Consider the following 14,922-nt stretch of genomic DNA (forward strand, 5'->3'; position numbering starts at 1 on the left):
CTTTCATTCGACGTTAATACACGGTGCCCTCAGTCTACACCGCCCCTCCCGACTGCCCACTGATGCACTTTGCCGCGCGAACGCTTTCTGCTTGTCGCAATTGAACGCTAAGCTAGGGCCTATGGATGACTCAGATTATTTACGCCTGCTGACCATCGCGGCCGAGCAAGCCAACGCATTCCTGTCCAATGCCCGCAAATGGGAGCGTGAGCGTTGGGTCTGCCAGCGCCTGCTGCAAGGCTTGAACATTCCTTATCGTGCCGACGAATTCGCGCCCGCCGGTGAGCCGCCGGACGTTTTGTTTCGCGACGCCAATTTCGAGGTGTTTTTCGTCCTCGACGAAGGTCGTCGGCTGAACGACGAATGGCGCGATGAGCTGCAACGTCGGCGCAGTGCGTTTTCCCTCAGCCAACTGGTGAGGCGTGAAGCCAAGCCGCGGCGGATTCCGGCCAATGAATTTCTGCTGAGACTGGCGCCGACCTTGCGCAAGAAAGCGCACAACTACAAGGAACGCGGCATGGATCTCGGCGAGCTGGACATCATTGCCTTCGCCAGCCTCAAACGCGAAGTGCTCGACCTCAACAGCCATTTTCCGCCGCCCACCGAATATTTGCGTCAGGGCTGGCGTTCGCTGTCGCTGGTCGGGCCGACCTTTGCCCGGGTGTTGTTCGCCCATCCCGATGCCCCGGACTTTCTGCGCGGTAACCTGGGGCGCAGCATCGTGTTCGATGTCGGGATCAGCCTGTGACGCCACTTCAACAATTGATTGCCGATGTTCCGCAGACCGGATGCGTGCGCTGGATTGGCGTGCGCCCCGAGTCACGGGGGCCGATGCTTGCGCTCGATGCGGTGGAGGCGCGGCTTGAAGCCGGGCTCACTGGCGATCACGCTCGTCCCGGGGTGCGCAATGCGCGGCAGGTGACGCTGATTCAGTGGGAGCATCTGGCCGTGATCAGCGCCCTGATGGGCCGGTCGGCCGAACAACCGGTCACGCCTGAAGATCTGCGGCGCAATCTCGTTATAAGCGGGATCAACCTGTTCAGCCTCAAGGGGCGGCGCTTTCGCATTGGTCAGGCGATTTTCGAAACCACGGGCTGGTGCCAGCCGTGTGCGCGCCTGCAAAACAACCTTGGCCCCGGAACATTCCAGGCCGTGCGCGGGCATGGCGGAATCACCGCGCGAGTGTTACAAAGCGGGATCATTCGCCTCGGGGACAGTGTGTCTGTCGAACCGGTCCCGGACAGTGGCTATGCTGCGTTCAATCCCGGTTGAAAACCGCTGTAGCGTGTTCTCATTCAGTAACGTCTACCTGACGAGGCCTTTATGACCAGCCGCCTGAACCCCGAAGACCAGAAGCATGTCGAAGAGTACCTGCAGTTGTCCCAACACCGTGTCGAGCGCCGGCCATTCCGGCCGTGGATGCTCCTGGTGCTGGTGCTGGCAGTGACTATTGGTCTGGGCCTGTTGAGCCGACTTATCAGTTACCTGACGCTATGAGCTGCATCGCGCTCGCTCGGGTAGCCGTACCGATTTCCTTTCAAAACCTTGCGAGCTATCCCTATGTCCCATCGTATTGTCATTGTCGGCGGCGGCGCCGGCGGTCTGGAGTTGGCTACCCGTCTGGGTAAGACTCTGGGCAAACGCGGCACCGCCAGCATCATGCTGGTTGACGCGAACCTCACGCACATCTGGAAACCGCTTTTGCACGAAGTGGCCGCCGGATCGCTGAACTCTTCCGAAGACGAACTCAACTATGTCGCCCAGGCCAAATGGAACCACTTCGAGTTCCAGCTGGGGCGCATGAGCGGGCTCGATCGTGAGCAGAAGAAGATCCAGCTGGCCGCCACCTACGACGAAAACGGCGTTGAGCTTGTTCCGGCGCGGGAAGTGCCCTATGACTCGCTGGTGATCGCGGTCGGCAGCACCACCAACGATTTCGGCACCCAGGGCGCCGCGCAACACTGCCTGTTCCTCGACACCCGCAAACAGGCCGAGCGCTTCCACCAGCATCTGCTCAATCACTATCTGCGTGCTCACGCCGGGCAGACCGATGTGGTCCAGCAGATCAGCGTGGCCATCGTTGGCGCCGGCGCCACGGGTGTCGAACTGGCGGCCGAGCTGCACAACGCCGCCCATGAACTGGCGGCTTACGGTCTGGACCGAATCAAACCGGAAAACATGCACATCACCCTGATCGAAGCCGGGCCACGGGTGCTGCCAGCCCTGCCTGAGCGCATCAGCGGGCCGGTGCACAAGACTCTGGAGAAACTCGGGGTCAACGTGATGACCAACGCGTCGGTCAGTCAGGTCACCGCCGACAGCCTGATCACCGCCGATGGCAACGAGATCAAGGCCAGTCTGAAAGTCTGGGCCGCCGGGATCCGCGCACCGGGTTTCCTCAAGGACATCGACGGTCTGGAAACCAACCGCATCAATCAGCTGCAAGTGCTGCCGACGCTGCAGACCACCCGCGACGAAAACATTTTCGCCTTCGGTGACTGCGCCGCCTGCCCGCAACCGGGCTCGGATCGCAACGTTCCACCTCGGGCCCAGGCCGCGCATCAACAGGCCTCGCTGCTGGCCAAGTCGCTGAAACTGCGCATCGAAGGCAAGACCCTGCCGGAGTACAAGTACACCGACTACGGCTCGCTGATTTCGCTGTCGCGTTTTTCGGCGGTGGGTAACCTGATGGGCAACCTGACCGGCAGCGTGATGCTTGAGGGCTGGCTGGCGCGGATGTTTTACGTGTCGCTGTACCGCATGCACCAGATGGCACTGTACGGGCCGTTCCGCACGGCGATGCTGATGCTGGGCAGCAAGATCGGACGCGGCACCGAGCCACGCCTGAAGCTGCACTGATGTAATAACACCGTGGGGGCGGGCTCGCCCTCACGGTGTTTTGTCTTCTACTGTATCTGCCCCCTGCTTTCCCCACCTTCGCTTACAAACGTCCCGCTCCTCGACACAGACGCGATACACCGCCACCGCTTAATGGCCACACCCGAGCACAACTGCTCCGGCTTGATCGCCCTTAACGTGTGGTTGCGCAGTGCAACCGAAGGAGAATGCAATGTCCCGTACTTCGAAAATCGGCAAAAACTCCCTTGGCCTGGTCGGTGCCGTACTGGCCGGCGGCCTGATGCTGTCCGGCTCGGTGTTCGCCGCGCAACCGCTGGCCCAGGGCTACATGGTTGCCTCGGCTGAAACCTCGGTGAAAACCCCGGAAGGCAAATGCGGTGAAGGCAAATGCGGCGATGCGTCGATGGCCAAGACCGACACCGATGGCGACGGCAAGGTCTCGCGCGCCGAGTTCCTGAAGGTCGCGCCGAAGTCCGACTTCGACAAGATCGACACCAACCACGACGGCTTCATCGACGAGCAAGAGGCGTACAACAACGTCAAAGCCAATTTCGAAGCCAATGGCAAGAAAATGCCGAAAGGCCTGTTCGAACACCTGAAAGACCAGGATGGTGCCTGATTTTCAGCCTGCCCGACAAAACAAGCCGCGCGATCTCTGACGAGAAGCGCGGCTTTTTCACGCCTGCACTGATTACAGCTGGAAGCGCCGCACCATGCCCTGCAGGGCGTTGGCCAGTTGCGACAGTTCATGGCTGGATGCGTTGGTTTGATCGGCACCCGCCGCCGAGCGCACCGACAGATCGCGAATGTTCACCAGATTGCGGTCCACTTCCCGCGCCACCTGCGCCTGTTCTTCGGCGGCGCTGGCGATCACCAGATTGCGCTCGTGGATTTCGTGTACCGAGGCCGTGATCGTCTGCAACGCTTCACCAGCCCGCTCGGCCAGCACCAGCGTGGTGGCCGCCCGCGAGGCGCTGGCCTGCATCGACTCCAGCGCCAGGCTCGAACCGTTGCGCATGCCCTGCACCATCTGCTCGATTTCCTGGGTCGATTGCTGCGTGCGATAAGCCAGCGCCCGGACTTCATCGGCAACTACCGCAAATCCGCGCCCGCTCTCCCCGGCCCGCGCCGCTTCGATGGCAGCGTTGAGCGCCAGCAGGTTGGTCTGTTCGGCAATCGCTCGGATCACGTCCAGTACCTTGCCGATGTCCTGCGACTGATTGGCCAGTGATTGCACCAGCTCGCCGGTGTGTTCGACTTCGCTGGCCAGGGCGTTGATGGCACCGGCGGTTTCACTGACCCGCTCCTGGCCCAACTGTGCCGACTCGCTGGACTGGCGGGTAGCGTCGGACGTCGACACCGCATTGCGGGCAACTTCCTCGACCGCCGTGGTCATCTCGTTGACGGCGGTGGCGGCCTGTTCGATCTCGTTGTTCTGCTGTTGCAGCCCTTGCGTGCTGTCGTGGGTCACTGCGCTCAGTTCGTCGGAAGCGGTCGCCAGTTGCGTGGCCGAGCCACTGATGCCCTGCAGGGTTTCGCGCAGGTTCTGCTGCATGGTCGCCAACGCCTTGAGCAAGCGGCTGACTTCATCATTGCCGCGGGTTTCGATCGGACGGGTCAGATCGCCTCTGGCGACGTGCTCGGCAGCGTCGACGGCGGCGCTCAAGGGGCGAACGATGCTACGGGTCAGCAACATGGCCAGGGCCACGGTTGCCAACGCCGCCAGAGCGATGAACAAGGTCACGATGGTGCGCGAGGTTTCGTAGTGGGCGGCAGAGTTCTGGCTTTCGGCGGCGACCTGGCGGGCGAACAGATCGGCCAGATCGTTGAGTTGCTTCCCGGAGCCGTCGACCACGGTTTTCATGTCGACCAGCAGCAGCTTGGTCAGCTCATCGCGCTTGCCTTGCTCCGCGAGGGTGAACGACTGGGCGATGCCGGTGCGGTAGGCGGCGAAGGTTTTCTTGAACTGATCGTATAACTGCTGGCCTTCCGGGGTGGTCACCAGCCGGTCGTAGGCGGCGATTTTCTCGCTCAGTTCCTTGTCCCGGGTGTCCATCTGGCTGCGGTACGTGGCGATATTGGCTGGATCCTGGTCCAGCGCCATGCGCAAGGAGATGGTGCGGATGCGCAGCATGATTTCGCGGATCTCGTCGCCGCCGCGAATGCTCGGCAGCCACTGCGTCTCTACCGCCACTTCGCTGTCGCGGATGCTCGACATCTGCCCCAGCGCAAACACCCCGAGCAACGCCACGAGCACCGCAATCAGGGCAAAGCCCAGGGCGGCACGGGGAGCAATATTCAACTGACGAAGCAACATGACGAACGCCCTTTTTCTTGTATTGGCAGAATTCAGGAGCGCTTGATGCGGCAGGCCCCTTTCGTTAGCGGGCTATCGGCAAGTTGTATGACGACTTGAATGAAACATTTCCGCAGGGCAAAAAAAATCCCCGTATCTTTCGATACGAGGATTTTTAATATGGTCGGGGTAGGGGGATTCGAACTCCCGACATCCTGCTCCCAAAGCAGGCGCGCTACCGGACTGCGCTATACCCCGGTAAAAAAAAGGCGACCTTTCAAAGATCGCCTTCTTCGATCAGCGCTTTTGGCCTCTGATCTTAAGATTCGATCCCAGTATTACCTGGTTTCAAAAATGGTGGGTCGTGTGGGATTCGAACCTACGACCAATTGGTTAAAAGCCAACTGCTCTACCAACTGAGCTAACGACCCAAAAATGGTCGGGGTAAGGGGATTCGAACTCCTGACATCCTGCTCCCAAAGCAGGCGCGCTACCGGACTGCGCTATACCCCGGTTTGAAATTGGCTCCGTGACCAGGACTCGAACCTGGGACCCAATGATTAACAGTCATTTGCTCTACCGACTGAGCTATCACGGAACTACATATTTCAATTTACAACGGTGAAACTTGCAGCTTCTCGACATCGTTTTCGCATCGCTGCGTTCGTGTGTCTGAGGCGCGCTATTCTACAACCTAGAACACCTCTGTCAACCCCCTAAATTGCTTTCAAGTTAATGATTTGCAACTTATTTCAGATTTCTGCCCAGTGAGCTGAAACCGTGTTGGTGACTGACTGCGGGGCGCACTTTACAAGCCTTTTCCTTTGAGTTCAACAGCCTGGCGAAAAAAAAGGCCTCGCATCGCGAGGCCTTCCTTACTTCACCACCGTCGAGCGTCAGTTGAACGTGATCTCGTCGTTCTCCACCACACCGGTCGCAGTCTCGCCCGGCATGAAGCGTCCCGACAGGATCAACTGCGCCAACGGGTTCTCGATCCAGCGCTGGATCGCCCGCTTCAGCGGCCGTGCGCCGTAGACCGGGTCGTAACCGACGGCAATCAGCTTGTCCATCGCTTCCGGGCTCAGTTCCAGCTTCAGCTCGCGCTCGGCCAGACGGCTGCGCAGACGGCCCAGCTGGATCTCGGTAATGCCCGCGATCTGATCCCGCGCCAATGGCTCGAAGATCACTACTTCGTCGACCCGGTTGATGAACTCCGGACGGAAGTGGGTGGAAATCGCATCCATCACCGCTGCCCGTTGCGCTTCACGATCACCGACCAGTTCCTGGATCTGCATCGAACCGAGGTTGGAGGTCATGACGATCACGGTATTGCGGAAGTCCACCGTGCGGCCATGACTGTCGGTCAGACGGCCATCCTCCAACACTTGCAGCAGGATGTTGAACACGTCCGGGTGCGCCTTCTCGACTTCGTCCAGCAGGATCACCGAGTAAGGCTTGCGCCGTACCGCTTCGGTCAGGTAACCGCCCTCTTCGTAGCCAACGTAGCCCGGTGGCGCACCGATCAGCCGTGCCACGGAATGTTTCTCCATGAACTCGGACATGTCGATCCGCACCATCGCCTCTTCCGTATCAAAGAGGAATTCGGCCAGCGCCTTGCACAGCTCGGTTTTACCGACACCGGTCGGGCCGAGGAACATGAACGAGCCGCTCGGGCGATTCGGATCGGACAACCCGGCACGGGAACGCCGCACCGCGTTGGCCACGGCAACCACTGCTTCGTCCTGGCCGATCACGCGTTGATGCAACAGGCTTTCCATCTTCATCAGCTTGTCGCGCTCGCCTTCGAGCATTTTCGACACCGGAATACCGGTCCACTTCGAAACGACTTCGGCGATTTCCTCTTCGGTCACCTTGCTGCGCAGCAACTGGTTTTCGCTCTTGCCGTGCTGGTCGACCATTTGCAGGCTGCGTTCCAGATCCGGGATCACCCCGTACTGCAACTCGGCCATGCGGTTCAGGTCGCCTTTACGGCGCGCGGCTTCCAGTTCCTGACGGGACTGTTCGATCTTCTGCTGAATCTGTGCAGAACCCTGCACCTCGGCTTTTTCCGAGTTCCAGATTTCTTCCAGATCCGAATACTCACGCTCGTGGCGGACGATTTCTTCCTGGAGTTTTTCCAGGCGCTTGATCGCCGCTTCGTCGCTTTCTTTCTTCAGTGCCTGGGATTCGACTTTCAGTTGAATCAGGCGCCGCTCCAGACGATCCAGCACTTCCGGTTTGGAGTCGATCTCCATGCGGATGCGGCTGGCCGCCTCGTCGATCAGGTCGATCGCCTTGTCCGGCAGTTGCCGGTCAGTGATGTAGCGATGGCTGAGCTTGGCTGCCGCGATGATCGCGCCGTCGGTGATCGCCACCTTGTGGTGAACCTCGTAACGCTCCTTGAGGCCACGCAGGATCGCGATGGTGTCTTCTTCGCTCGGCTCGTCCACCAGCACTTTCTGGAAGCGCCGCTCGAGGGCCGCGTCCTTCTCTATATATTGGCGGTACTCGTTGAGCGTGGTCGCGCCGACGCAATGCAGCTCACCACGGGCCAGGGCCGGTTTGAGCATGTTGCCGGCGTCCATCGAGCCTTCGCCTTTACCGGCGCCGACCATAGTGTGCAGTTCGTCGATGAACAGAATGATCTGCCCTTCCTGCTTCGACAGCTCGTTGAGCAGCGCTTTCAGGCGCTCTTCGAACTCGCCGCGATACTTGGCGCCGGCAATCAGCGCACCCATATCGAGAGACAGCAGGCGCTTGCCGCGCAGGCCATCCGGCACTTCGCCGTTGATGATGCGCTGGGCCAGTCCTTCGGCAATCGCGGTTTTACCCACGCCAGGCTCGCCGATCAGCACCGGGTTGTTCTTGGTGCGGCGTTGCAGAACCTGAATGGTGCGACGGATCTCGTCGTCACGGCCGATCACCGGGTCAAGCTTGCCTTCTTCGGCGCGCTTGGTCAGGTCGACGGTGTATTTATCCAGCGCCTGACGCGACTCTTCGTGGTTGGCATCATTCACCGCCTCGCCACCGCGCAGGTTGTTGATCGCATTCTCCAGCGCCTTTTTGCTCACGCCCTGGCCGAGCAGCAACTTGCCGAGCTTGCTGTTCTCGTCCATCGCGGCGAGCAGCACCAGCTCGCTGGAAATGAACTGGTCGCCCTTCTGCTGGGCCAGACGGTCGGCCTGATTGAGCAGACGCGCCAGATCCTGCGACATGTTCACGTCGCCGGTCGGGTTCTGGATTTTCGGTAATTGATCGAGCTCTTTGGTCAGCTCTTTACGCAAGCTGTTGACGTCGAAGCCCACCTGCATCAACAGGGGTTTGATCGAACCACCCTGTTGTTCAAGCATGGCTTGCATCAAATGCGCCGGCTCGATGGCAGGATGATCGTGGCCGACAGCCAGGGATTGGGCATCGGACAACGCCAACTGCAATTTGCTGGTTAAACGGTCTATACGCATGGGTCACCTTCCTTTTGAGCAGGCCGGACCTAAAAAACCATCCTGAATAAAGAAACCTGCCAGATACCGCTATAGATGCGGTCGATTCTGGAAGATTCAAGCGTCAGGGAGTTGATGCAGATCAGAGAGTTTAGCGGGTAAGCCAGACTAAAGAGGCGAAGCGACCAGTGCGAGGCGCACGGCGATAGGAAAAGAAGCGCGGATCGATCACTGTACAGAAACCGCCACCATAAACAGCGGTGACACCGCGGACCGCCAGACGCAGCCGCGCCAGCTTATAGATGTCAGCCATGAACTTGCCGGCGTTGTGGCTCGGGACAAAGGCTGTCTCGGCTTCGGGCAATTGATTGATGAAGACTTCCCGGACTTCCGGGCCGACTTCAAAGGCTTGCGGGCCGATGGCCGGGCCGAGCCAGACCAGAACGTCTTCGGCGGGCACGTCCAGACTGTCGAGGGTGGCCTCCAGCACGCCGGCCGCCAATCCACGCCAACCGGCATGAGCCGCCGCGACGCGAGTACCGGCACGGTCGCAGAACAGCGCCGGCAGGCAGTCGGCGGTCATCGCCGCACAGGCGATACCGGGTGTTGCCGTCCAGCTGGCATCCGCCGTGGCCACCACGGACGGATCAGCATGCGCCACGGCAATCCCGTGCACTTGCTGCAACCAGGCAGGCTTTATAGAGAAGTGTTCGGTCAGGCGCCGACGGTTTTCGACGACGGCCTCGGGACGGTCATCGACATGATCGCCCAGGTTGAGGCTGTCGAACGGCGCCTCGCTGACGCCGCCCTCGCGAGTGGTGACACAGGCCTTGACGCTGGCCGGCGCGGGCCAGTCCGGCGTCAGCCAGTTCATCCGATGAATGCCTCGCGGTCCTGCTTGAGCAGGGTCAGCAGCCACACCAGATCTTCCGGCAGCGGCGATTCCCAGCTCATGCGCTCACCGGTGGTCGGGTGATCCAGCTCAAGGAACCGCGCGTGCAGGGCCTGACGTGGGAAGTGCTTGAGGGATTCGACCATGGTCTGGCTCGCGGCCGGCGGAATGCGGAAACGACCGCCGTACGCCGGGTCGCCGACCAACGGGAAGTTGATGTGCGCCATGTGCACGCGAATCTGGTGAGTACGACCGGTTTCCAGCTTCACCCGTACGTGGGTGTGGGAACGGAAGCGCTCCAGCACGCGGTAGTGGCTGACGGCCGGCTTGCCGCCTTCCATCACCGCCATGCGCTGGCGCTGCTGGCCGTGACGACCGATCGGGGCGTTGATCTTGCCGCCGGCGGTCACCACGCCGATCACGATGCACTCGTAGATCCGGCTGACGCTGCGGCTTTGCAGCTGCGCGACCAGTTTGGTCTGCGCCTGAATGGTCTTGGCCACCACCATCAGACCGGTGGTGTCCTTGTCCAGACGATGCACGATACCGGCGCGCGGGACATTGATGATGTCCGGAACGTGGTGCAGCAAGGCGTTGAGCAAGGTGCCATCAGCGTGACCGGCAGCCGGGTGCACCACCAGGCCCGCAGGCTTGTTGATCACCAGAATGTCGTCGTCTTCATAGACGATGTCGAGTTCGATGTCCTGAGCGACCCATTCACCCTGGGCCTCCTGCTCGGCAGTCAGCTCAAGGATGGCACCGCCATGAACGATGTCGCGCGGGCGGATGACCGCCCCGTCCACAGTCAGGCGACCTTCTTTGATCCAGGCGGAAAGGCGCGAGCGCGAGTGCTCGGCGAAGAGTTGGGCGGCGACTTGATCGAGGCGTTGGCCGCCCAATTCGGACGGCACCTCTGCGCGAAGTTCAATTTTATCGGACATGCTCGGACTGGGCGTCGGCTACAGCCTTTGGTTTCGGCTGCGCGCTTGTGGTTAAATACGGCGTCTTTTGCCCCGGGGCTTTTCAACGGGGCGCTCATCATAACAGGACGGCCCCGCCCAAGACAGCGGCCGTCATAGGGACGCAAGCCGCCATGCAAGTGAAACACCTGCTGCTGATCGCCATCCTCGCATTGACCGCTGCTTGCTCATCGAAGGAAGTCGTAGACGAAAACCTGAGTGAAGCCGAGCTGTACCAGCAGGCTCAACAGGACCTGGACAACAACAGCTACACCAGCGCCACAGCCAAGCTGAAGGCTCTGGAGTCGCGTTATCCGTTCGGTCGCTACGCCGATCAGGCACAGCTGGAACTGATCTACGCCAACTACAAGAACTCGGAGCCGGAAGCTGCAAAGTCCGCCGCCGAGCGCTTCATTCGTCTGCATCCGCAGCACCCGAACGTGGATTACGCCTACTACTTGAAGGGCCTGACCTCGTTCGACCAGGACGTCGGCCTGCTGGCGCGCTTCCTGCCGCTGGACATGACCAAGCGTGACCCGGGCGCCGCCCGCGACTCCTACAACGAGTTCGCCCAGCTGACCAGCCGCTACCCGAACAGCCGCTACTCGCCGGACGCCAAGCAGCGCATGATCTACCTGCGCAACCTGCTGGCTTCCTACGAAATCCACGTGGCCGACTACTACCTGACCCGTCAGGCCTATGTCGCCGCTGCCAACCGTGGCCGTTACGTAGTGGAAAACTTCCAGGAGACCCCATCGGTCGGCGACGGCCTGGCGGTAATGACCGAAGCCTACCAGCGTCTGCATCTGGACGAACTGGCGGCCACCAGCCTGGAAACCCTGAAGCTCAACTACCCGAACCACCCGAGCCTGCAGGACGGTCAGTTCGTGCCTCGCGTTGCCGAAGCCGACAACCGTTCGTTCCTGAGCAAGGCCACTCTGGGCCTGATCGAATCCCGTCCGCCGCTGCCGCCGGGAGAGACCCGCGCCAACCAGGACGTGCAGAAGCAGTTCCAGGACGCGAAAGACGCGATCCCGAACGAGCTCAAGCCAAAAGACGAAAACGGCGACGTGATCGAAGAGCCGGAACCGGAGTCGAGCGACAGCGACCGTTCCATCTTCAGCTACATGACCTTCGGTCTGTTCGACTGATCACTTCGGTGATGCAAAAAAGGGAGATCTTCGGATCTCCCTTTTTATTGCGGCGTGTGATTGGGCTGTGCGCTTGTCGGGTCCTTGGCTAAACTGCCGAATCATTAGCCGAAAAGCCGCCCATCATGCTTCGTTTACTGTTCTGGATTGCCTTGATCGCCGCTGCTGTCTGGTTGTGGCGCAAATTCAAGGCCCCCGCCTCGTCCGCCCGACCGCCTCGCGAACAGGATGCCGCACCGATGGTGCGCTGCGCCCACTGCGGCGTGCACCTGCCCCGCGACCGCGCGCTGAACCTTCAACAGCAGTGGTATTGCAGCCAGGCTCACCTTGAGCAAGGCCCCGGTTCCAGTGATCGCTGAGGCCGAAAACGCCGACAGCAAACAGGCCCAGCGACTGCTGCGCCTCTATCATCTGTACCGTTTGAGTGTCGGCATCACCTTGGTGTTGCTGATCTCCAGCAACATGGACAACCGCCTGCTGACCTCGGCCAACGACGAGTTGCTGCGCAATGGCAGCTGGTTGTACCTGGTGCTGAACATCCTGCTGGTGGTGTTTCTCGAGAACATCCGCCGCCCAGCCCAGTTGTTCGCTCTGGCACTGGTCGACATTCTGCTGCTGTGCGGCGTGTTCTACGCAGCGGGCGGTGTGGCCAGTGCGATCGGCAACTTGCTGATCGTTTCGGTGGCCATCAGCAACACCTTGCTGCGACGACGCATCGGCCTGCTGATCGCCGCCGTCGCCACCCTCGGCATCGTCGGGCTCAGCTTTCTGCTGAGTTTCAGCCATCCCCTGAGCGCCAACGACTATCTGCAGGCCGGCACCCTCGGCGCCTTGTGCTTTGCCGCCTCGCTGCTGGTGCAAGGGTTGATCCGTCGTCTCGAAGTCAGTGAGAACCTGGCCGAGTTGCGCGCCAGCGAGGTCGTGGGGCTCGAAGCCCTCAACGCGCTGATCCTGCAACGCATGCGCACCGGCATTCTGGTGCTCGACGAACAGCGCCGGGTGCAACTGGCCAACCACAGCGCCAGGATCCTGCTGGGCCAAACGCATCTTGAAGGTGACTTGATCGACGACCACTCGAGCGCATTGGTCGAACGCCTGCAACTGTGGCTGAACAACCCGACCCTGCGCCCGCAAAGCCTGAAAATCGCCGGCAACGGCCTGGAGCTGCAGCCGAGCTTCATCGCCCTGGAACAGAGCCCGAATCGCCAGACCCTGGTGTTTCTCGAAGACCTCGCCCAGATCGCCCAGCAGGCCCAGCAATTGAAACTGGCCGCGCTGGGCCGGCTGACCGCCGGTATCGCCCATGAAATCCGCAATCCGCTGGGGGCCATCAGTCATGCCGCGCAGCTGTTGCAGGAATCCGAGGAACTCGACGGCGCGGATCGGCGTCTGACGCAGATCATTCAAGACCACTCCCTGCGCATGAACCGAGTCATCGAAAACGTCCTGCAACTGTCCCGCCGCCAGCAGAGCGCGCCGCAACGGCTGGATCTCAAACCGTGGCTGGAGCAGTTCGTCAGCGAGAGCCGCGAACAGGCCGGCGAGCGCCAGCACATTCATCTGCACATCGGCCCGGGGGATTTCCGCACGTTGATGGATCCCGGCCAGCTCACGCAGATTCTCGACAATCTGTTACGCAACGGCTGGCGCCACAGCGCCCTTTTGCACGATCCGGCCGAGGTCTGGCTGACGCTGTCCATCGACCCCGAGAGCACGCTGGCCGTGCTCGAAGTGCAGGACAACGGCCCCGGCGTGCCGCTGGATCAGCAGGCTCACCTGTTCGAACCGTTCTTTACCACCAGCAGCCAGGGCACCGGCCTTGGGCTTTATCTGTCCCGTGAGCTGTGCGAAAGCAATCAAGCGCGCCTAGACTTCAAATCACGCCAAGGCGGCGGCTGCTTTCGCATCACCTTTGCTCACGGACGGAAACAAAGTTGAACACGAGCCCACGGCAAAAAATCCTCATCGTCGACGACGAGCCGGATATCCGCGAACTCCTGGAAATTACCCTGGGACGGATGAAACTCGACACCTTCAGCGCACGCAATTTCAATGAAGCCCAGGCGCTGCTGCACCGCGAGACCTTCGATCTGTGCCTGACCGACATGCGCCTGCCCGACGGCACCGGCCTGGAACTGGTGCAGCACATTCAGCAACGTTATCCACAACTGCCGGTGGCAATGATCACCGCCTACGGCAGCCTGGAAACGGCGATCAACGCCCTGAAAGCCGGGGCTTTCGACTTCCTGACCAAACCGGTGGACCTGACACGCCTGCGCGAGCTGGTCGGCTCGGCATTGCGCATGCCGGCGCCGGGCAATGTCTGCACTTCGATCGACCGGCGGTTGCTCGGCGACTCACCACCGATGCGCAATCTGCGCAAACAGATCGACAAACTGGCCCGCAGCCAGGCGCCGGTCTACATCAGCGGCGAGTCCGGCAGTGGCAAGGAGCTGGTGGCCCGATTGATTCATGAGCAGGGCCCGCGCGCCAGCCAGCCATTTGTGCCGGTGAACTGCGGGGCGATTCCGTCTGAGTTGATGGAAAGCGAGTTCTTCGGCCACCGCAAAGGCAGTTTCAGCGGCGCGGTGGAGGATAAACCGGGGCTGTTTCAGGCGGCCCATGGCGGCACGCTGTTTCTCGATGAAGTGGCGGACCTGCCGCTGCCGATGCAGGTCAAGCTGCTGCGGGCGATCCAGGAAAAAGCCGTGCGCAGCGTCGGCGGCCAACAGGAAACCGTGGTCGATGTGCGCATCCTCTGCGCAACGCACAAGGACCTCGACGCGGAAGTGTCTGCCGAGCGTTTTCGTCAGGATCTGTATTACCGGCTCAACGTGATCGAACTGCGTGTGCCGTCCCTGCGCGAACGTCGCGAGGACATCGAAGCACTGGCCGTCCATATGCTCAAGCGCCTGGCCAATGGCACCGGGCAACCGGCTGCACGTCTTCATCCTCATGCCCTAGAGGCGCTGAAAAACTACCGTTTTCCGGGCAACGTGCGGGAGCTGGAGAACGTGCTCGAGCGGGCGCACACCCTGTGTGAAAACCGCACGATCGAGGCCGAGGATTTACGCCTGAGTGAAGGAAACGCCGCCGCTGAAGGTGGTATTGCCGATCTCACGCAAATCGACAACCTGGAAGACTATCTGGAGAGCGTCGAACGCAAACTGATTCTGCAGGCGCTGGAGGAGACTCGCTGGAATCGCACGGCGGCAGCGCAGCGGTTGAGTCTTTCGTTTCGGTCGATGCGCTACAGGCTGAAGAAGCTGGGTCTGGATTAACGCCTCTTTCGCGGGCTTGCCCGCGAAAGCGATTTGTCAGTCGC

At 61.0% G+C, this 14,922-nt stretch carries 13 protein-coding genes and 4 tRNA genes; 9 read left to right on the plus strand and 8 right to left on the minus strand.

Going from position 1 to position 14,922, the window contains the following annotated elements:
* The first annotated feature begins 121 nt into the window (after positions 1-121).
* The 5 genes from GQX66_RS01895 to GQX66_RS01915 all read left to right on the plus strand — a co-directional run bounded on the left by GQX66_RS01895 (position 122) and on the right by GQX66_RS01915 (position 3,478).
* The gene (locus GQX66_RS01895) at positions 122-748 is read left to right on the plus strand and encodes a DUF1780 domain-containing protein (protein ID WP_007959580.1); all 627 of its coding nucleotides are present in this window, start codon (positions 122-124) and stop codon (positions 746-748) included.
* On the plus strand, positions 745-1,272 hold the full coding sequence (locus GQX66_RS01900; RefSeq protein WP_102686306.1) for an MOSC domain-containing protein: 528 nt from the start codon (positions 745-747) through the stop codon (positions 1,270-1,272). The genes GQX66_RS01895 and GQX66_RS01900 overlap by 4 nt, the downstream gene beginning before the upstream one ends.
* A gap of 51 nt (positions 1,273-1,323) precedes the next feature.
* On the plus strand, positions 1,324-1,497 hold the full coding sequence (locus tag GQX66_RS01905) for a DUF3094 family protein (RefSeq protein WP_003228304.1): 174 nt from the start codon (positions 1,324-1,326) through the stop codon (positions 1,495-1,497).
* A gap of 63 nt (positions 1,498-1,560) precedes the next feature.
* On the plus strand, positions 1,561-2,859 hold the full coding sequence (locus GQX66_RS01910) for an NAD(P)/FAD-dependent oxidoreductase (RefSeq protein ID WP_240865798.1): 1,299 nt from the start codon (positions 1,561-1,563) through the stop codon (positions 2,857-2,859).
* A gap of 211 nt (positions 2,860-3,070) precedes the next feature.
* Positions 3,071-3,478 (plus strand): hypothetical protein, encoded by a 408-nt coding sequence (locus GQX66_RS01915; protein WP_007959573.1) that lies wholly within the window; start codon positions 3,071-3,073, stop codon positions 3,476-3,478.
* A gap of 72 nt (positions 3,479-3,550) precedes the next feature.
* On the opposite strand, the gene GQX66_RS01920 is transcribed toward GQX66_RS01915, so the two are convergent.
* The 8 genes from GQX66_RS01920 to rluD form a co-directional block, all read right to left on the minus strand.
* Positions 3,551-5,176 (minus strand): methyl-accepting chemotaxis protein, encoded by a 1,626-nt coding sequence (locus tag GQX66_RS01920; RefSeq protein ID WP_240865821.1) that lies wholly within the window; start codon positions 5,174-5,176, stop codon positions 3,551-3,553.
* Between the two features lie 160 nt (positions 5,177-5,336).
* A tRNA-Pro gene (locus tag GQX66_RS01925) sits at positions 5,337-5,413 on the minus strand.
* A 97-nt stretch (positions 5,414-5,510) separates the two neighbouring features.
* Positions 5,511-5,586, minus strand: a tRNA-Lys gene (locus GQX66_RS01930).
* 5 nt (positions 5,587-5,591) lie between these two features.
* Positions 5,592-5,668 (minus strand) — tRNA-Pro (locus GQX66_RS01935).
* A gap of 9 nt (positions 5,669-5,677) precedes the next feature.
* Positions 5,678-5,753 (minus strand) — tRNA-Asn (locus GQX66_RS01940).
* 298 nt (positions 5,754-6,051) lie between these two features.
* Positions 6,052-8,616 (minus strand): ATP-dependent chaperone ClpB, encoded by a 2,565-nt coding sequence (gene clpB / locus GQX66_RS01945; RefSeq protein ID WP_102716614.1) that lies wholly within the window; start codon positions 8,614-8,616, stop codon positions 6,052-6,054.
* A gap of 130 nt (positions 8,617-8,746) precedes the next feature.
* Complete coding sequence (gene pgeF / locus GQX66_RS01950; RefSeq protein WP_240865838.1) at positions 8,747-9,469, minus strand: peptidoglycan editing factor PgeF; 723 nt, start codon at positions 9,467-9,469, stop codon at positions 8,747-8,749.
* A complete protein-coding gene (rluD, locus tag GQX66_RS01955) occupies positions 9,466-10,428 on the minus strand; it encodes a 23S rRNA pseudouridine(1911/1915/1917) synthase RluD (RefSeq protein WP_085747728.1) in 963 nt (320 codons plus the stop codon). Before rluD ends, pgeF begins: the two co-directional genes overlap by 4 nt.
* Positions 10,429-10,580: 152 nt before the next feature.
* On the opposite strand from rluD, the gene GQX66_RS01960 reads away from it, so the two are divergent.
* The 4 genes from GQX66_RS01960 to GQX66_RS01975 all read left to right on the plus strand — a co-directional run bounded on the left by GQX66_RS01960 (position 10,581) and on the right by GQX66_RS01975 (position 14,878).
* Positions 10,581-11,597 carry an outer membrane protein assembly factor BamD gene (locus tag GQX66_RS01960; protein WP_085747727.1) on the plus strand — a complete coding sequence of 339 codons (1,017 nt, stop codon included), beginning with the start codon at positions 10,581-10,583 and terminating at the stop codon, positions 11,595-11,597.
* A gap of 125 nt (positions 11,598-11,722) precedes the next feature.
* Complete coding sequence (locus tag GQX66_RS01965) at positions 11,723-11,956, plus strand: PP0621 family protein (protein WP_085747726.1); 234 nt, start codon at positions 11,723-11,725, stop codon at positions 11,954-11,956.
* Positions 11,946-13,535, plus strand: coding sequence for an ATP-binding protein (locus tag GQX66_RS01970; RefSeq protein WP_129972812.1), 1,590 nt, complete (start codon positions 11,946-11,948; stop codon positions 13,533-13,535). The genes GQX66_RS01965 and GQX66_RS01970 overlap by 11 nt, the downstream gene beginning before the upstream one ends.
* Entirely contained in the window at positions 13,532-14,878 is a 1,347-nt protein-coding gene (locus GQX66_RS01975) for a sigma-54 dependent transcriptional regulator (RefSeq protein ID WP_085747724.1), read from the plus strand. The genes GQX66_RS01970 and GQX66_RS01975 overlap by 4 nt, the downstream gene beginning before the upstream one ends.
* Positions 14,879-14,922: the final 44 nt, after the last annotated feature.

Origin of the sequence: Pseudomonas sp. B707 (genome assembly GCF_022496685.1) — a bacterium.
Lineage (GTDB): Bacteria > Pseudomonadota > Gammaproteobacteria > Pseudomonadales > Pseudomonadaceae > Aquipseudomonas > Aquipseudomonas paraglycinae.